The sequence below is a fragment of the uncultured Piscinibacter sp. genome (genome assembly GCF_937952055.1).
GTDB lineage: Bacteria > Pseudomonadota > Gammaproteobacteria > Burkholderiales > Burkholderiaceae_C > Piscinibacter.
On the sequence record NZ_CALFYO010000025.1, the window covers coordinates 200,125 to 216,479 of the forward strand.

General features: G+C 70.6%; 17 protein-coding genes and 1 pseudogene. 10 read left to right on the plus strand and 8 right to left on the minus strand.

Annotated features, from left to right (window positions below; translation table 11 throughout):
- Positions 1-8 precede the first annotated feature (8 nt).
- Positions 9-857, minus strand: a complete 849-nt coding sequence (locus Q0599_RS21015; RefSeq protein ID WP_298833952.1) for a c-type cytochrome — start codon at positions 855-857, stop codon at positions 9-11.
- A 154-nt stretch (positions 858-1,011) separates the two neighbouring features.
- Between Q0599_RS21015 and manD the strand changes: the two genes are divergently transcribed.
- The 5 genes from manD to Q0599_RS21040 all read left to right on the plus strand — a co-directional run bounded on the left by manD (position 1,012) and on the right by Q0599_RS21040 (position 6,335).
- A complete protein-coding gene (gene manD, locus Q0599_RS21020) occupies positions 1,012-2,223 on the plus strand; it encodes a D-mannonate dehydratase ManD (RefSeq protein WP_298833955.1) in 1,212 nt (403 codons plus the stop codon).
- The gene (locus Q0599_RS21025; RefSeq protein WP_298833957.1) at positions 2,211-3,659 is read left to right on the plus strand and encodes a mannitol dehydrogenase family protein; all 1,449 of its coding nucleotides are present in this window, start codon (positions 2,211-2,213) and stop codon (positions 3,657-3,659) included. The genes manD and Q0599_RS21025 overlap by 13 nt, the downstream gene beginning before the upstream one ends.
- 74 nt (positions 3,660-3,733) lie before the next feature.
- On the plus strand, positions 3,734-4,333 hold the full coding sequence (locus tag Q0599_RS21030) for a hypothetical protein (protein WP_298833960.1): 600 nt from the start codon (positions 3,734-3,736) through the stop codon (positions 4,331-4,333).
- Entirely contained in the window at positions 4,330-5,376 is a 1,047-nt protein-coding gene (locus Q0599_RS21035; RefSeq protein WP_298833963.1) for an Ldh family oxidoreductase, read from the plus strand. Before Q0599_RS21030 ends, Q0599_RS21035 begins: the two co-directional genes overlap by 4 nt.
- Positions 5,373-6,335 carry a sugar kinase gene (locus Q0599_RS21040; RefSeq protein ID WP_298833966.1) on the plus strand — a complete coding sequence of 321 codons (963 nt, stop codon included), beginning with the start codon at positions 5,373-5,375 and terminating at the stop codon, positions 6,333-6,335. The genes Q0599_RS21035 and Q0599_RS21040 overlap by 4 nt, the downstream gene beginning before the upstream one ends.
- Before the next feature lie 6 nt (positions 6,336-6,341).
- Here Q0599_RS21040 and pntB read toward each other — a convergent pair whose 3' ends face one another.
- Entirely contained in the window at positions 6,342-7,760 is a 1,419-nt protein-coding gene (gene pntB, locus Q0599_RS21045) for a Re/Si-specific NAD(P)(+) transhydrogenase subunit beta (protein ID WP_298833969.1), read from the minus strand.
- A gap of 10 nt (positions 7,761-7,770) precedes the next feature.
- Positions 7,771-9,351: a Re/Si-specific NAD(P)(+) transhydrogenase subunit alpha gene (locus Q0599_RS21050; RefSeq protein ID WP_298833972.1), complete on the minus strand. Its 1,581-nt coding sequence runs from the start codon at positions 9,349-9,351 to the stop codon at positions 7,771-7,773.
- Positions 9,352-9,440: 89 nt separating this feature from the next.
- Here Q0599_RS21050 and Q0599_RS21055 point away from each other — a divergent pair, with 89 nt between their 5' ends.
- The gene (locus Q0599_RS21055; protein ID WP_298833978.1) at positions 9,441-9,935 is read left to right on the plus strand and encodes an NUDIX hydrolase; all 495 of its coding nucleotides are present in this window, start codon (positions 9,441-9,443) and stop codon (positions 9,933-9,935) included.
- Here the strand turns inward: Q0599_RS21055 and Q0599_RS21060 are convergent, their stop codons facing one another.
- Together Q0599_RS21060 and Q0599_RS21065 are read right to left on the minus strand one after the other, a co-directional pair.
- The gene (locus Q0599_RS21060; protein ID WP_298833981.1) at positions 9,936-11,096 is read right to left on the minus strand and encodes a CaiB/BaiF CoA-transferase family protein; all 1,161 of its coding nucleotides are present in this window, start codon (positions 11,094-11,096) and stop codon (positions 9,936-9,938) included.
- Between the two features lie 2 nt (positions 11,097-11,098).
- Positions 11,099-11,992, minus strand: a complete 894-nt coding sequence (locus Q0599_RS21065; protein WP_298833984.1) for a MaoC family dehydratase N-terminal domain-containing protein — start codon at positions 11,990-11,992, stop codon at positions 11,099-11,101.
- On the opposite strand from Q0599_RS21065, the gene mnmA reads away from it, so the two are divergent.
- Complete coding sequence (gene mnmA, locus Q0599_RS21070; RefSeq protein WP_298833989.1) at positions 11,991-13,100, plus strand: tRNA 2-thiouridine(34) synthase MnmA; 1,110 nt, start codon at positions 11,991-11,993, stop codon at positions 13,098-13,100. The genes Q0599_RS21065 and mnmA overlap by 2 nt on opposite strands.
- Positions 13,101-13,103: 3 nt before the next feature.
- On the opposite strand, the gene Q0599_RS21075 is transcribed toward mnmA, so the two are convergent.
- Positions 13,104-13,511: a CAP domain-containing protein gene (locus tag Q0599_RS21075; protein WP_298833992.1), complete on the minus strand. Its 408-nt coding sequence runs from the start codon at positions 13,509-13,511 to the stop codon at positions 13,104-13,106.
- 382 nt (positions 13,512-13,893) lie between these two features.
- Here Q0599_RS21075 and Q0599_RS21080 point away from each other — a divergent pair, with 382 nt between their 5' ends.
- The 3 genes and pseudogenes from Q0599_RS21080 (at position 13,894) to Q0599_RS21090 (ending at position 15,571) form a co-directional block, all read left to right on the plus strand.
- Complete coding sequence (locus Q0599_RS21080) at positions 13,894-14,508, plus strand: methylamine utilization protein (RefSeq protein ID WP_298833995.1); 615 nt, start codon at positions 13,894-13,896, stop codon at positions 14,506-14,508.
- A 21-nt stretch (positions 14,509-14,529) separates the two neighbouring features.
- Positions 14,530-14,917: pseudogene (locus tag Q0599_RS21085) on the plus strand (EAL domain-containing protein); the annotation flags it as partial.
- Positions 14,918-14,935: 18 nt separating this feature from the next.
- The gene (locus Q0599_RS21090) at positions 14,936-15,571 is read left to right on the plus strand and encodes an FMN-binding negative transcriptional regulator (protein WP_298833998.1); all 636 of its coding nucleotides are present in this window, start codon (positions 14,936-14,938) and stop codon (positions 15,569-15,571) included.
- Here Q0599_RS21090 and Q0599_RS21095 read toward each other — a convergent pair.
- Together Q0599_RS21095 and Q0599_RS21100 are read right to left on the minus strand one after the other, a co-directional pair.
- Complete coding sequence (locus tag Q0599_RS21095; RefSeq protein WP_298834001.1) at positions 15,559-15,783, minus strand: glutathione S-transferase C-terminal domain-containing protein; 225 nt, start codon at positions 15,781-15,783, stop codon at positions 15,559-15,561. The two genes, Q0599_RS21090 and Q0599_RS21095, sit on opposite strands and share 13 nt — an antisense overlap.
- Positions 15,784-15,793: 10 nt before the next feature.
- Positions 15,794-16,285 carry a single-stranded DNA-binding protein gene (locus tag Q0599_RS21100; RefSeq protein WP_298834004.1) on the minus strand — a complete coding sequence of 164 codons (492 nt, stop codon included), beginning with the start codon at positions 16,283-16,285 and terminating at the stop codon, positions 15,794-15,796.
- Between the last annotated feature and the right edge of the window lie 70 nt (positions 16,286-16,355).

Below are 16,355 nucleotides of genomic sequence, written 5' to 3' on the forward strand. Positions count from 1 at the left end.
GCAGCCGCTCAGCGCACCGGCAAGGTCTGCAGGTAGGCGAGCAGGTCGAGCTGTTGCTCGAGCGAGAGCCGCTCGCGCATCGATGGCATGGCGCGCCCTTCGAGCATGTGGCGGCGCATGTGCCCCCGCCCCATCATTCCGCCCGCCCCCCCGTCGGGGTCTGCCGCCGCCGCGCGCAGGCGGGGTTCGTCCATCACGGCACCAGGCTGCCCGTTGCGGATCTTGTGCAGAAGCTCCCAGGGGTTGTCGACCGCGATCGTCCCCAGGTACTCGGCGTCGCCGGCCTGCCCGGAGAAATTGAGGGCCCGGCCCTTCGCGCCGTGGCAGACGGCACAGCGCCGCTCGAAGAGCGCCTTCCCCAGGGCGGGCCGGGCATCGACCTTCTTCGTGGCTGCGTCGATGCGACGGCCCGCGTCGACCTGTCCGCGGCTGACGAACCGGGCGATGCGTTCCAGGCTCGCTCCCGGCAGCACGGCGTCGAATCGATGCGTCGAGTTGCGCAGGATCGCCACGATGGCAGCCTCGTCACCCCCGGCATGGCGGCGGATGCCGCCGATCCCGGTGGCATGCGAGCCCTTGCCGTAGGCGCCCTCGTTGCCTCGGTAGTCCCAGCCGTGGCATTCCTTGCAGCGCCACGTCGCACCGCCCTTCTGCTTGCCCGTCGCGGGATAGGCCGGGTGGGTGTCCTTCGGCTCGGGCAGGCCGCAGACCGCCCACCACTTGTCGTACAGGCGCCCGCCTTGTGCGATCAGGTCCGCCCCCTGGCCCTGTGCGCCGGGCTCGTCACAGGCCTGCGCCCGCGCTCCGTCCGCGCTTCCCAGGGTCAGCAGGATGACGATGAGCCAGCGGATCGACATGGTCTTCTCCTCGCACTGTCGGATCGACCGTGGCGACTGTGCCTGCGGGGACCGGCCAGGGCAAGCGGCGATGGCCCCGGCTCAAGGAAAACGCGAATGGGAGCGGCCGCGCCGGGCGACCAGAATTGGCCTGACCACTTGACCACTGCCGCCCATGAAGATCACCGCTGCCCGTGTCATCGTCTGCTGCCCGGGCCGCAACTTCGTCACCCTGAAGATCGAGACCGACCAGGGTCTCACCGGCCTGGGCGACGCCACGCTCAACGGCCGCGAGCTGGCGGTGGCCAGCTACCTGACGGACCACGTCATCCCCTGCCTGATCGGGCGCGACGCGCACCAGATCGAGGACATCTGGCAGTACCTCTACCGCGGTGCCTACTGGCGGCGCGGGCCGGTGACGATGAGCGCGATCGCCGCCGTCGACACCGCGCTGTGGGACCTCAAGGCCAAGGCTGCCGGCCTGCCGCTGTACCAGCTGCTCGGCGGCGCCAGCCGCACCGGCGTGATGGTGTACGGCCATGCCAACGGCCGCGACATCGCGCAGACCGTCGAGGAGGTGCTGCGCTACAAGGAGCAGGGCTACAAGGCGATCCGCGCGCAGAGCGGCGTGCCGGGGCTGGAGAAGGTCTACGGCGTGGGCCGCGGCACGATGTTCTACGAGCCGGCCGACGCCGACCTGCCGAGCGAGCACGACTGGTCGACCGAGAAATACCTGCGCCACACGCCGCAGCTGTTCGAGGCGGTGCGCGGCGCGGTCGGCCCCGACATCCACCTGCTGCACGACGTGCACCACCGCCTCACGCCGATCGAGGCGGCGCGTCTCGGCAAGGACCTGGAGCCGTACCGCCTGTTCTGGATGGAGGACGCCACGCCGGCCGAGAATCAGGACGCGTTCCGACTGATCCGCCAGCACACCACCACGCCGCTGGCCGTGGGCGAGGTGTTCAACACCGTGTGGGACTGCAAGGACCTGATCCAGAACCAGCTGATCGACTACATCCGGGCGACCGTGGTGCACGCCGGCGGCATCACGCACCTGCGCCGCATCGCGGACCTGGCGGCGCTGTACCAGGTGCGCACCGGCAGCCACGGCGCGACGGACCTGTCGCCGGTGTGCATGGGCGCGGCGCTGCACTTCGACCTGTGGGTGCCCAACTTCGGCATCCAGGAGTACATGCGCCACACGGACGAGACCGATGCGGTGTTCCCCCACGCCTACACCTTCCAGGACGGCTTCCTGCACCCCGGCGAGGTGCCCGGCCATGGCGTGGAGATCGACGAGGCGCTGGCGGCGAAGTACCCCTACCAGCGCGCCTACCTGCCGGTGAACCGGCAGCAGCACGACGGCACGCTGTGGCACTGGTAGATCGCGCCCGGCTCGATCGCAACGGGCTGCTCAACGGCATCGTGCACCTGGGCCTGGGCGCCTTCGCCCGCGCCCATCTGATCCCGGCCACCGAGGCGGCGATGCTGGCCGGCGGCGATCGCCATTGGGGCGTCACCGGCGTGTCGCTGCGCAGTCCGGCGGTGCGCGACGCTTTGGCGCCGCAGCACTTCGCCTACACCTTGGCGCTGCGCGATGCCGACGCGCAGGGGCAGCCGCGCGAGTCGCGCCAGGTGATGGGCGCGCTGACGCGCCTGCTCGTCGCGCCGGAACAGCCAGGCGCGGTGCTCGAGGCGATCGCGGACCCGAACACGCGCATCGTCAGCCTCACCGTCACCGAGAAGGGCTATCACCACGAACCGGCGACCGGCGCGCTGCGGCGCGACGACCCGGACATCGCCCACGACCTCGCGCAGGCGGCCGCACCGCGCACGGCGCTCGGCTTCATCGTGCACGGCCTGGCGCGCCGGCGCGCGCGCGGCCTGGGCCCGCTGACCCTGCTGTCCTGCGACAACCTGCCGAGCAACGGCAACACCCTGCGCGGCCTCGTGCTCGCGGTCGCGCGAACAGTGGACGCCCCCCTTGCCGACTGGATCGCCGGGGCATGCCGCTTCCCGGACACCATGGTCGACCGCATCGTGCCGCGCAGCACCGACGCCGACCGCGTGCGCATCTCGGCAGCCCTCGGCGAGGACGACGCCGCGCCGGTGGTGGCCGAGCCCTTCTTCGACTGGGCGATCGAGGATGACTTCGCCGCCGGCCGGCCCGACTGGGCGGCCGGCGGCGCGCGCTTCGTCGAACGCGCCGAGCCATTCGAGAAGCTCAAGCTGCGCATGGTCAACGGCAGCCATTCGACCATCGCCTACCTCGGCGTCGTCGCCGGCTGGGCCACGGTGGACCGTGCCATCCGCGAGCCGGCGCTGCGCCGCTTCGTCGAGGCGATGATGCGCGAGGAGATCGAGCCGACGCTGCGCGGCGTCGACGGCGTGGACCTGTCCGCCTATCGCGAGCGCCTGCTCGCACGGTTCGCCAACCCCGCGCTGGCGCACCAGACGCGCCAGATCGCCATGGACGGCTCGCAGAAGCTGCCGCAGCGGCTGCTCGGCACAGTGCGCGACCGGCTCGCTGCCGGCGCGTCGTTCGACCGCCTGGCGCTGGCCGTGGCGGCCTGGCTGCACTTCCTGCGCGGGGTCGACGAATCCGGGCAGGGCTATCCGATCGACGACCCGAAGGCCACCGAGCTGGCGCGATGCGCGGCAGGCGCCGGCGATGCCGCAGCCGCCATCGTCGCGCTGTGCCGTTTCGCGCCGGTGTTCGGCGATCTCGCCGGTGAAGGGCGCTGGGTCGCGGCCGTCGCCGCGCACGCCGCCGCGCTGCGCGGACGCGGCGTGCGCGCCACGCTCGAGGCCCTGAGCTGATGGCCGCGGGCCGACTGGCACACTGCGGCATGCCGCTCTTCCCGGCTTGGCAGCCACGCTGGAGGACCGGCCCCATGACCACCACGATCGACGACCTTCTGGCCCGCATGCGCGCGCTGGAAGGGGAGTTGCAGGGCGAGTTCGCCAAGAAGCGCCAGGAGATCGAGTTCGCCATCGAGAGCAACCGGGTGCGCTTCGCCCGCGAGGTGCTGCAGCGCCAGCGCCAGCACCGCATCGGGCTGTGGCGCTACCTGCGCGCCAGCCGGCTGAGCGTCGCGTTGAGCGCACCGCTGGTCTACGCCGGTTTCCTGCCGTTCGCGCTGCTGGACCTCTTCGTCACCGTCTACCAGCGCCTGTGCTTCCCGATCTACGGCATCCCGACGGCGCGGCGCGGCGACTACCTCCAGTTCGACCGTGGGGACCTGCCCTACCTGAACGCGATCGAGCGCTTCATCTGCTTCTACTGCTCCTACGCCAATGGCGTGGCCGCCTACGCGCGAGAGGTGGTCGCGCGCACCGAGCAGTACTGGTGCCCGATCAAGCACGCCCGGCGCATCGTCGCCGCGCACGACCGCTATCCGCGCTTCTTCGAGTTCGGCGACGCGCAGTCCTACCGCGAAGGGCTGGAGCGACTGCGCCAGCGCTACGTCGACACCGGAGGCCTCCCCAGATGAGCACAGACCTGGCGCGCGTCGGCGCCGACCCGCTCAGGCGCTGGGCGATCGAATGCCTGGGCCACTTCGACGTGCCACAGGACGACGCCCGCTGCCTGGCCGACAGCCTGGTGCAGACCAGCCTGTGGGGCATCGACTCGCACGGCATCGCCAGGCTCACGCATTACCTCAACCGCCTCGCGCACGGGTCGGTCAATGCGAGGCCGCAGCTCGTCGTCACGCGCAGCGGCGCGGCCACCGCGCAGGTGGCAGGCGACCGCGGGCTCGGCATCGTCGTCGCGCACCGTGCCAACCGCGTGGCCATGGAGCTGGCGCGCGAGAACGGCATCGGCGCAGTCGGCGTGAGCGACTCCTCGCACTGCGGCGCGGTCGGCCTGTACAGCCGCGCGGCGGCGCGCGAGGGACTGATCGGCATGGCCTTCACGCACTCGGACAAGATCGCCGCACCGTTCGGCGGGCACCGGCCGTTCCTCGGCACCAACCCGATCTCGCTGGCCTTCCCGCGCGAGGGTTCGGAGCCGGTCTGTCTGGACATGGCCACCACCTCGATCCCCTGGAACCGTGTCATGAACGCCAGGCGCGAAGGAGCGGCGATTCCGTCCGGCGTGGCCGTGGACCAGGACGGCCAGGACACCACCGATGCGCAGACCGCCCACGCGCTGCGCCCGCTGGGTGGCACCGACTATGGCCACAAGGGCTACGGTCTGGCGCTGATCGTCGAGCTGCTGTGCGGGCCGCTGCACGGCAACCCCTTCGGTCCGCAGATCGGCCCGATGTACGCCGAGCTGGAGCGGCCGCGCCGCCTCGGCGCGTTCTTCGTCGCGCTCGACCCGATGCGCTTCGCCGGCGGGCCGATGTTCGCCGCCACCGTCGAGCAGATGGCGCGCACGCTGGCCGCCGAACCAGGCTCGCCGCGCATGCCGGGCGACCCGGAGCTCGCGGCCGAGGCACGGCGCCGCATCGACGGCATCCCCATCGAACCCGGCCTGGCGGCCGAGATGCGCTCGTGGAGCGCACGCCTCGGCGTAGCCTCGCCGCTATGACGACCACCGCGACCCTCGACGTGATCACGCTCGGCGAGACCATGGTCTCGTTCGCCGCACAGGAACCCGGCCCGCTGGACGCGGCGGCCACCTTCACGAAAATCGTCGCCGGCGCAGAGACCAACGTCGCCGTCGGCCTCGCACGCCTGGGTCTGAAGGTCGCCTGGCTCAGCCGGCTCGGCGCAGACTCCTTCGCCGCCTTCATCCGCCGCTCGCTCGAAGCCGAGGGCATCGACTGCAGCGCGGTCGTCACCGATGCCGCGCGCCCGACCGGCTTCATGCTCAAGTCGCGCGCCCTCGACGGCCAGGACCCGGTGGTCGAGTACTTCCGACGCGGCTCGGCAGCCAGCGCCTTGTCGATCGCCGACTTCGATGCGGGGCGCTTCGTCGCCGCCAGACACCTGCACGTGACGGGCATCACGCCGGCGCTGTCGCAGGGCTGCGCCGATCTGGTCGAGCATGCGATGAAGGCGATGCGCGCGGCCGGCCGCAGCATCTCCTTCGACCCCAACCTGCGGCCGAGGCTGTGGCCCAGCCACGAGGCGATGGCCGGGCAACTCAACCGCCTGGCCGGCCTGGCCGACTGGGTGCTGCCGGGCATTGCCGAAGGCCGCACGCTGACCGGGCTGGACACGCCGGAGGAGATCGCCGCGTTCTACCTCGCTCGCGGCGCCCGCGCGGTGACGATCAAGCTGGGCGCCGAAGGCGCCTACTGGCGCACGGCCGAGGGCTCGGGCCGCGTGCCCGGCGTGAGGGTGGAGACGGTCGTCGACACGGTCGGCGCCGGCGATGCCTTCGCCGCCGGCGTCATCAGCGGCCGGCTGCAGGGGCTGGACTGGCCGACGGCGGTGGCACGCGGCAACTGGGTCGGCGCCCAGGTGATCCAGGTGGTCGGCGACATGGACGGCCTGCCCAGGCGCGCCGACCTGCCCGCCGCGCTGGCCGGGGCCGGCGCCTGAGGTCACTCAGCTGTTCAGCGCCGCCTGCACCTCGTCGAGCATCTTCTTCGCGTCGCCGAACAGCATGCGGTTGTTCTCCTTGTAGAACAACGGGTTGTCGACGCCGGCGTAGCCGGAGGCCATGCTGCGCTTCATCACGATCGAGGTCTTGGCCTTCCAGACCTCCAGCACGGGCATGCCGGCGATGGGGCTGGTCGGGTCTTCCTGGGCCGCCGGGTTCACGATGTCGTTGGCGCCGATCACCATCGACACGTCGGTCTCCGGGAAGTCCTCGTTGATCTCGTCCATCTCGAGCACGATGTCGTACGGCACCTTGGCCTCGGCGAGCAGCACGTTCATGTGGCCGGGCATGCGTCCGGCCACCGGGTGGATGCCGAAGCGCACGTTGACGCCCTTGGCGCGCAGGATCTTGGTGATCTCGCACACCACGTGCTGGGCCTGCGCCACCGCCATGCCGTAGCCCGGCACGATGACGACGTTCTTCGCTTCCTTCAGCAGTTCGGCAGTTTCCGCCGCGCTGATGGCCGTCACTTCGCCGGCCGGCTGTGCCGCGCCGCCGCCTGCACCCGCCGCAGCCGGCGCCCCGCCGCCGAAGCCGCCGGCAATCACGCTGATGAAATTGCGGTTCATCGCCCGACACATGATGTACGACAGGATCGCGCCCGAGGAGCCGACCAGCGCACCGGTGACGATCAGCAGGTCGTTGCTGAGCATGAAGCCGGTGGCCGCGGCCGCCCAACCCGAGTAGCTGTTGAGCATCGAGACGACCACCGGCATGTCGGCGCCGCCGATGGCCATGACCATGTGCACGCCGAACAGCAGCGCGATCAGCGTCATCACCAGCAGCGGCGTCATGCCGGCCTGCATCGTCTCGGCCTGCAGGAACACGCGGCCAAGCCAGATCACGAGCAGCAGCGCGGCGAGATTCAGCCAGTGCCGGGCGGGCAGCAGCAGCGGCTTGCCGCCGATCTTGCCCGACAGCTTGCCGAACGCGATCACCGAACCGGAGAAGGTGATGGCGCCGATGAGGATGCCGATGTAGACCTCGCCCTCGTGGATGGTCTTCTCGGCCGGCGTCGCGAACACGATCGACGTGTCGACGTAGCTCGCGAAGCCGACCAGGCAGGCCGCCAAGCCGACCAGGCTGTGCATCAACGCGACCAGCTCGGGCATCTGCGTCATCTGCACCTTCTTCGCGGCGAACAGACCGATGCTGCCGCCGACGACGAGCGCACCGACGATCCAGGCGTAGCCGGCCGGCGTGACGCGAGGGCCGAGCACGGTGGCCAGCACCGCGATGGCCATGCCGATCATGCCGAACAGGTTGCCGCGGCGCGCGGTCTCCGGGTTCGCGAGCCCTCCGAGGCTCAGGATGAAGAGGATGGTGGCGCCGATGTAGGCGACGGTAGCGAGACTTGCGGTCATGTCCGTGCCCTCACTTGCGGAACATCGCCAGCATGCGACGCGTCACCGCGAAGCCGCCGAACATGTTGATGGCCGTGAGCACGAGCGCGAGCACGGCCATGCCGAGGATCAGCCCCGACGGCCGGTCCGCCCCCGCGCCGTCGAGCGGCGGCGCGATCTGGATCAGCGCGCCGATGGCGATGATCGACGAGATCGCGTTGGTCACGCTCATCAGCGGCGTGTGCAGCGAGGGCGTGACGTTCCAGATCACCATGTAGCCGATGAAGCAGGCCAGCACGAACACCGTGAAGTGCGACAGGAACGAGGCCGGCGCGAACAGGCCGACCACCAGCAGCGCCAGCGCACCCACACCGAAGGTCGTCGCCAGCGCCTTGGCCGACATCGGCTCGCCCGCGCCATGGCCGTGGCCCTTGGCCGCGGGGGCCGCCACGGCGGCAGCGGGCTTGGGCGCCGCGGCGGGCAGCTTCAGCGGCGGTGCCGGCCAGGTGACGGTGCCTTCCTTGATCACGGTGAGGCCGCGGATCGCATCGTCCTCCATGTTGACGTTGGCGACACCGTCCTTGGCCTTGCACAGCTCCTCGGTCAGGCGCAACAGGTTGGTCGAGTACAGCGTCGACGACTGGCGCGCGAGGCGGCTGGCGAGATCGGTGTAGCCGATGATGGTGACGCCGTGCTTGACCACCGCCTGACCGGGCTCGGTGAGCTCGCAGTTGCCGCCCTGCTCGGCGGCCATGTCGACGATCACGCTGCCGGGCTTCATGCTCTGCACCATCTCGGCGGTGATCAACCGCGGAGCCGGCTTGCCCGGGATCAGCGCGGTGGTGATGATGATGTCGCATTCCTTGGCCTGCTGCGCGTACATCGCGCGCTGCGCGGCCTGGAAGCCCTCGCTCATCACCTTGGCGTAGCCGCCGCCGCCCGATCCTTCTTCTTCGTAGTCGACCTTGACGAACTCGCCGCCCAGCGAGACGACCTGGTCGGCCACCTCGGCGCGCGTGTCGTTGGCGCGCACGATCGCGCCCAGGCCGGCCGCCGTGCCGATCGCGGCCAGACCGGCGACACCGGCGCCGGCGATGAAGACCTTGGCCGGCGGAATCTTGCCCGCGGCGGTGATCTGGCCGTTGAAGTAGCGGCCGAAGGCGTTGGCCGCCTCGATCACCGCGCGATAGCCGCTCACGCCGGCCATCGAGGTCAGGGCGTCCATCTTCTGCGCACGCGAGAGCTGGCGCGGCAACGCATCGATCGCGAGCACGGTGGCCTTCTTCGCCGCCAGTTGCTGCATCAGTTCCGGGTTCTGCGCCGGCCAGACGAAGCCGATCAGCATGCCGCCTTCGCGCAGCAGCCCCACTTCCTCCGGACTCGGCGGGCGCACCTTGAAGACGATGTCGCTCCTGGCCCAGAGCTCGGCGGCGTTGGCCACGACCTCGGCGCCGACCGCCCGGTAGGCATCGTCGCCGAAGTTCGCCGCCGCTCCGGCGCCGCTTTGCACGGCCACCGAGAACCCCAGTTTGATCAGCTTCTCCACCACCTCGGGCACGGTGGCGACGCGCTTCTCTCCAGCCGCTGTTTCCAGCGGGACTCCAATCAGCATGGGATGCTCCTCGGTCCTTGTTCTGTGCGGATTCTGGCATTCTCCGCGCCCCGGCAGGCCCGATTCGGTGCATGGCTAACATCTCAGCCATGACCGAACGCTGGAAACCGAGCGTCACCGTGGCCGCCATCATCGAGCGCGACGGCCGCTACCTGCTCGTCGAGGAGCACACGCCCGAGGGCCTGAAGCTCAACAACCCGGCCGGCCACCTCGACCCCGGCGAGAGCCCGCAGCAGGGCGTGGTGCGCGAGGCGCTGGAGGAGACCTCCCGCCGCTTCACGCCCGACCGGCTGGTGGGCGTCTACCTGTCGCGCTTCCAGCGGCCGGCCTCGGACGAGGACGTGACCTACGTGCGCTTCGCCTTCGGCGGCACGGTCGGCGAGCCCGATCCGGCGCGCCCGCTGGACGAAGGCATCGTGCGGACGCTCTGGATGAGCCTGGAGGAGGTGCGCGCCAGCCGCGAGCGCCACCGCAGCGGCCTGGTGCAACGCTGCATCGAGGACCATGCCGCTGGCGTGCGCCTGCCGCTGACGGCGATCACCACCGATCCGACCGTGTACGCGCCGGAGATCAAGCGGGCCTGATCAGACGGCGCCGGACACGCGCAGCGCGGTGGCGTCGAAACCCAGCTCGGCCAGGATCGCGTCGCTGTGCTCGCCGAGGGCCGGCACCGGATCGAGGCGGGCATCGTCGCGCCCGGGCGGCAGCAGCGCCGGCAGCATGCCGGCCGGCGTGTCGATCTCGCGCCAGCGGCCGCGCTGGCGCAGCTGAGGATGTGACCACAGACCCGCCATCGTGTGCACGCGGGCGTTGGCGATCTGAGCCTCGTCCAGTCGTGCCAGCACCTGCTCCGTGTCCAGCGTCCGCAGCACGTCCTCGATGAGGCCGCGCAGCTCGCCGCGCGCCGCACTTCGCGCTGCTGCGCCGGCGAAACGTGGCTCCTCGGCCAGCGCCGGCCGCTGCAGCACCGTGCGGCAGAAGGCCACCCACTCGCGCTCGTTCTGCAAGCCCAGCATCACGCTGCCGCTGTCGCCGGTGGCGAACGGGCCGTAGGGGTAGATCGTGGCGTGCGCCGCGCCGCTGCGCGGCGGCGGCTCGGCGCCGTCCATCGTGTAGTAGAGAGGGTGGCCCATCCATTCGGCGAGCGACTCCAGCATGGCCACGTCGATGTGCCGGCCCTGTCCCGTGCGGCCGCGCTCGATCAGCGCAGCCAGGATGTTCGAGTAGGCGTACATGCCCGCCGCGATGTCCGCGATGGCGATGCCGGCCTTGCAGGGCTCCTCGGGCGTGCCGGTCACCGACAGGAAGCCGGCTTCGCTCTGGATCAGCAGGTCGTAGGCCTTGCGGTCGCGGTGCGGGCCGTCGTTGCCATAGCCGGAGATGTCGCACAGGATCAGCGTGGGCTTCTTCGCCGACAGCGCCGCCCAGCCCAGGCCGAGCCGCTCGGCGGCGCCCGGTGCGAGGTTCTGCACCACCACGTCGGCGCGATCGACCAGCCGCTCGAGCACGGCGGCAGCCTGCGGATGCTTGAGGTCCAGCGTGAGGCTTTCCTTCGCGCGATTCACCCAGACGAAGTGCGACGAAAGGCCGCGCGCCCGCGTGTCGTAGCCACGCGCGAAGTCGCCGGCGCCAGGGCGTTCGATCTTGATGACTCGGGCGCCGAGGTCGGCGAGCTGTCGCGTCGCGAAGGGCGCCGCGATGGCGTGCTCGAGGGCGACGACGGTGATGCCTTGCAGCGGCAGCATGCTCACGCCTTCAGGGTGGCGCTGGCATCCATGGTCAGCCAGCCGTCTTGGTCCTGCGCCCACAGGCGCACGGTGTCACCCTCGCGCCGGCCGCTGACCTGCACGTTGCGTCCGTCGAAGGTCGGCCGCAAGGCCTTGAAGCAGAAGCTCGCGAGCTGCGCCAGCGGCATCTCGCGGCCCAGCAGGTCGAGCAGCAAGGTCGCGATCAGCGGGCCGTGCACCACCAGGCCCGGGTAGCCCTCGACCTCGGTGACGTAGCGGCGGTCGTAGTGGATGCGGTGGCCGTTGAAGGTCAGCGCCGAGTAGCGGAACAGCAGCACATCGTCGGGCACGAGCTCGCGCGACCACTCGGCGCCTTCCGGCGCGGCCTGCGGTGGCGGCTCGGTGTCGCCCGGCCGCCTCGCGGCGCGGTAGACGATGTCGTGCCACTCGCACAGCGCCGGTGCGGCCGCGCCGTTCGCGAACACCTCGTGCCGCACCGTCACGAACGCCAGCGGCCCGCTGCGGCCGTGCTTGAGCGCGACGTTCTCGATCGTCGAAACCCGCTCGGCTGCATCGCCCACGCTCAGGATGCCCGCAAACTCGAAGCGGCTGCCCGCCCACATGCGCCGCGGCAGCGACAGCGGCGGCAGGAAGCCGCCGAGCTTCGCGTGACCGTCCGGCCCGAGTTCGCTGGCGCGGTGCAGCGGCAGGAAGTACAGCCAGTGCCACAGCGGCGGCAGCGGCGCGCCCGCCCGCCACTCGCGCGGCGGGTGGTCCAGCGTCGCCGCCAGGGCGGCCGGCGGCGTGGCGCCGAATACGTCGCGCCGCGTCTCGCGGCGACCGATCCAGCGCTGCAGTTCCTGCTCGTCCATGCCGCGAGTGTGCCGCGCGCCGGACAGGATAATCACGAGCATGGGCAAGAAAACGCGGGTCGTCGTCGGTCTGTCCGGCGGGGTCGACTCCGCCGTGAGCGCCTGGCTGCTCAAGGAGCAGGGCTACGAGGTGCTCGGCATCTTCATGAAGAACTGGGAAGACGACGACGACAGCGAGTACTGCTCGAGCAACGTCGACTTCGTCGACGCCGCTGCGGTGGCCGACGTGATCGGCATCGAGATCGAGCACGTCAACTTCGCCGCCGACTACAAGGACCGCGTCTTCGCCGAGTTCCTGCGCGAGTACCAGGCTGGCCGCACGCCCAACCCCGACGTGCTGTGCAACGCCGAGATCAAGTTCAAGGCCTTCCTCGACCATGCGATGCGGCTGGGCGCGGAGAAGATCGCCACCGGCCATTACGCGCGGGTGCGCGAGCGCGAAGGGCGTTTCGAGCTGCTCAAGGGCCTGGATCCGCTGAAGGACCAGAGCTACTTCCTGCACCGCCTCGATCAGGCCCAGCTGGCGAAGACGCTGTTCCCGGTCGGCGAGTTGCCCAAGACCGAGGTGAGGCGCCTGGCCGAGCAGATCGGCTTGCCCAACGCGAAGAAGAAGGACTCCACCGGCATCTGCTTCATCGGCGAGCGGCCGTTCCGCGAGTTTCTCGAGCGCTACCTGGCCAACCAGCCCGGTCCGATCAAGGACGACAGAGGCCGCACGATCGGCGAGCATGTCGGCCTGTCCTTCTACACGCTCGGACAGCGCAAGGGCATCGGCATCGGCGGATTGAAGGAGCGTGGCGCCGCCAAGGGCGGCAGCGAGCACGAGCCCTGGTTCGTGGCGCGCAAGGACTTGGCCGCCAACACGCTCTACGCCGTGCAGGGCCATGACCACCCCTGGCTGCAGTCGAAGGCGCTGCGCGCCGACGACGCGAGCTGGGTCGCGGGCGCACCGCCGGCGGCGGCACACTGCGGCGCGAAGACGCGGTACCGGCAGGCGGATGCTCCCTGCCGCTTCGAGCCGATGTCGGCCAGCGACTTCACGCTGCGCTTCGAGCAGCCGCAGTGGGCCGTCACGCCGGGGCAGTCGGCGGTGCTCTACCAGGGCGAGGTCTGCCTCGGCGGCGGCGTCATCGCCGAAGCCCTGGCGTGATGCTCAGCGTGGACGCGCGAGGTTCATCGTCCAGTAGCTGCGGTAGGTGTTCGACGGGCCGCCCAGCATGCAGGCCTGCCCGATCTGCGTGAAGTCCGGGTTCATGATGTTGGCGCAGTGGCCGTCGCTGGCCATCCAGCCGTCGATCACCGCGCTGACCGTCATCGGACCGGCGGCGATGTTCTCACCCAGTGCGCTCCAGCCGTAGCCGGTGGCATCCACGCGGCTGGACAGCGTGCTGCCGCCGGAGCCGGTGTGCGAGAAGAAGTTGTTCGCCGACATGTCCAGCGAGTGGCCGGTGGCGGCCTCGGTGAGTTGTGTGCTCCATCCGAGCGGCCCGGCCGCCGCGAAGCTGCCGCGCATGCCGCAGTTCGCCCCCGCGGCACGCAGCTGATTGACACGGGCAAGCACGCTCGCCGCAAAGTCGCTCAGACCGCAGGTGGCGTCGACCTGGGAAGGGGGCGGTGCAGGTGCAGGTGCAGGTGCAGGTGCAGGCGCGGGTGCAGGCGCGGGTGCGCCGGCCTGGCCCTCCGGCGCGGTGCTTTCCCCGCCACCCCCACATCCGGCCACCAGGGCCGCCAGGCACAGACGGCCCAGGTGAACGGGCAGGAAGGACTTCCACATGGGCACAAAGGCTATCCAGCGACGCCCGCCGCAGGGGTGAGGAACGGTAATCGGTGACGCGAGATCGTGCCCGGTCGTGAGATGCGGCACGAGACCCGGAGGTTCAGATCGCCGGTGAACGGGCCGATAGCACAACATCGCGGAGTGGCCTGTTTGCCTGCGCTCACCCATGCACCGTTCATCGACCCGCCTCGCCACCGGACTCGCCGCAGCGCTCGCAGCCGCGCCGGCCTGCGCGGCGTCGCTGCAGGTGGCGCTGACCGACGCCGCCGGCAAGCCACTGGCCGATGCCGTGGTGCTGCTCGAGCCGGCATCGGGCAAGGCACCGGTGAAGCCGTTGCCCGACGTCGAGATCTCGCAGGCCAAGCGCCAGTTCAACCCACGGGTGACGCTGGTCACCGTCGGCACCAAGGTCCACTTCCCGAACTTCGACGCGGTCCGCCACCACGTCTATTCCTTCTCCGCCGCCAAGACATTCGAGCTGAAGCTCTACAGCGGTGTGCCGGCGGCGCCCATCGTGTTCGACCGACCCGGCATCGCCGTGCTCGGCTGCAACATCCACGACCGCATGGCCGCCTGGGTGGTGGTTGCCGACACGCCCTGGTCCGCGCGCAGCGGGCCCGACGGCATCGCGCGCATCGACGCCGCGCCGGCCGGCGCCTACCGGCTGAGCGGCTGGCACCCGGCCCTCGCCGCCAGCACGCCGGCATCGAGCAGGCTGATCACGGTCGGCAGCGGAGAGGCCCAAGAGACACTCACGCTCGCGGTGGAGGCGCAGCCATGAACGAAGCGCGCGCTCGGCACGCTGAACCGGCTCTCGGCGATGGGCTTCAAACTGTCGATTGACGACTTTCGGCACCGGCTACTCGTCGCTCGCCTACCTGAAGAAGCTGCCGGTGGACGAACTGAAGATCGACAAGTCCTTCGTGATGAGCATGGAGCGCGACCTCGACGACGCGAAGATCGTGCGCTCCACCATCGACCTCGCGCACAACCTCGGACTGAGCGTGGTGGCCGAGGGAGTGGAGAACGCGAAGTCCTGGGACCTGTTGCGCGACCTGCGCTGCGACGAGGCGCAGGGCTACCACATGGGCAGGCCGACGCCGGCCGCGGAATTCCTGTCCTGGCCGGCGCGCCGGGTCGACAGACGCCACCTGCCCGGCGCGGCGGGCGCCGCGACGCTGCTGCACTGAGCGGTGCAGAATCGGCACATGTACCTGCCCCGCCACTTCGAGGAAACACGCGTCGAGGTCCTGCACGCGCTGATGCGCGCCCACCCCCTCGGCCTGCTCGTCTCGCACGGCAGCGACGGGCTGCAGGCGAACAGCGTCCCCTTCCTGGTCGACGCGAGCCCTGCGCCGCGCGGTACGCTGGTCGCCCACGTGGCGCGCGCCAACCCGCTGTGGCGCGAGGCGGCGGGGTCGCAGGTGCTGGTCGTGTTCCAGGGCCCGCAGGCCTACGTGAGCCCGGGCTGGTACGCCAGCAAGGCCGAGCACGGCAAGGTCGTGCCGACCTGGAACTACATCATGGTGCAGGCACGCGGCCGGCTGCGCGCGATCGACGACGCGGCCTGGCTGCACGCGCTGGTGTCGCGGCTGACGGCGACGCACGAGGCCGGGCGCGACAAGCCCTGGGCGGTGGACGACGCCCCGCGCGACTACATCGAGGCGACGCTGAAGGCCATCGTCGGCATCGAGATCGAGGTCGAGACGCTGGTCGGCAAGTGGAAGGTCAGCCAGAACCGCAGCGTGGCCGACCGCGCGGGCGTGGCGGCGGGTCTGGACGCGCTCGGGCGCGACGATGCCTCGGCGATGGCCGCGGCCGTGCGGGCGACTCAGGCGAAGTAGCGCGCCTTCATGCGCTGGCAGTAGGCCTCCGGCGTGGGCCGAGATCGCGCGTGGCGCTGCATCGGCGAGTCCACCGGCGCCCACAGCAGGTTGGCCAGGAAGGCATGGACCGTCGCGTCCAGCGACGTGGGCGAATCGCCCAGCGTGAAAGGCTTGTCGGCAAGCACGTCGGCGACCGCGGTCACGTCGCGGCAGCCGATCGCGTGGATCACCGCCGCCGGTCTAGAACGGAATGTCGTCGTCCATGTTGTCGAAGCCGGTGGCCGGCTTCGAGGCGGGCTTGCCCGCCGCAGGGCGCGCCGCCGGGGCCTGGCGCTGCCCACCGCCGCCACCGCCGTAGTCCTCGCCACGGTCGTCACCGGCACCGCCACCCATGCCCTCGCGGCCGCCGAGCATCTGCATCTCGGTGGCGATGATCTCGGTGGTGTACTGATCCTTGCCTTCCTTGTCGGTCCACTTGCGCGTCTTCAGGCGGCCCTCGACGTAGACCGAGCGGCCTTTCTTCAGGTACTCACCGGCGATCTCGGCCAGGCGGTCATAGAAGACCACGCGGTGCCATTCGGTCTCTTCCTGGCGCTCGCCGGAGTCCTTGTTCTTCCACTGCCGCGTGGTGGCCACGCTGACGTTGCAGACCGCGTTGCCGTTGGGCGTGTAGCGCACCTCGGGGTCGCGGCCGAGGTTGCCGATGATCTGGACTTTGTTCAACGAGGCCATGGCGCTCTCCGCTCGGGATGGGGGTTCGGGGCTGGTGTGGCGGGATTATCCGTCCTGCGCCCACCGGGGT

Bases quoted from the DNA above. Each gene is read 5' to 3' on its own strand.
- Q0599_RS21080 (WP_298833995.1), top strand. From the start codon at position 13,894: ATGCACCGTTCATCGACCCGCCTCGCCACCGGACTCGCCGCAGCGCTC.
- Q0599_RS21040 (WP_298833966.1), top strand. From the start codon at position 5,373: ATGACGACCACCGCGACCCTCGACGTGATCACGCTCGGCGAGACCATG.
- Q0599_RS21055 (WP_298833978.1), top strand. From the start codon at position 9,441: ATGACCGAACGCTGGAAACCGAGCGTCACCGTGGCCGCCATCATCGAG.
- mnmA (WP_298833989.1), top strand. From the start codon at position 11,991: ATGGGCAAGAAAACGCGGGTCGTCGTCGGTCTGTCCGGCGGGGTCGAC.
- Q0599_RS21050 (WP_298833972.1), bottom strand. From the start codon at position 9,351: ATGCTGATTGGAGTCCCGCTGGAAACAGCGGCTGGAGAGAAGCGCGTC.
- Q0599_RS21015 (WP_298833952.1), bottom strand. From the start codon at position 857: ATGTCGATCCGCTGGCTCATCGTCATCCTGCTGACCCTGGGAAGCGCG.
- pntB (WP_298833969.1), bottom strand. From the start codon at position 7,760: ATGACCGCAAGTCTCGCTACCGTCGCCTACATCGGCGCCACCATCCTC.
- Q0599_RS21035 (WP_298833963.1), top strand. From the start codon at position 4,330: ATGAGCACAGACCTGGCGCGCGTCGGCGCCGACCCGCTCAGGCGCTGG.
- Q0599_RS21090 (WP_298833998.1), top strand. From the start codon at position 14,936: ATGTACCTGCCCCGCCACTTCGAGGAAACACGCGTCGAGGTCCTGCAC.
- Q0599_RS21060 (WP_298833981.1), bottom strand. From the start codon at position 11,096: ATGCTGCCGCTGCAAGGCATCACCGTCGTCGCCCTCGAGCACGCCATC.
- Q0599_RS21100 (WP_298834004.1), bottom strand. From the start codon at position 16,285: ATGGCCTCGTTGAACAAAGTCCAGATCATCGGCAACCTCGGCCGCGAC.
- Q0599_RS21030 (WP_298833960.1), top strand. From the start codon at position 3,734: ATGACCACCACGATCGACGACCTTCTGGCCCGCATGCGCGCGCTGGAA.
- manD (WP_298833955.1), top strand. From the start codon at position 1,012: ATGAAGATCACCGCTGCCCGTGTCATCGTCTGCTGCCCGGGCCGCAAC.
- Q0599_RS21065 (WP_298833984.1), bottom strand. From the start codon at position 11,992: ATGCTCGTGATTATCCTGTCCGGCGCGCGGCACACTCGCGGCATGGAC.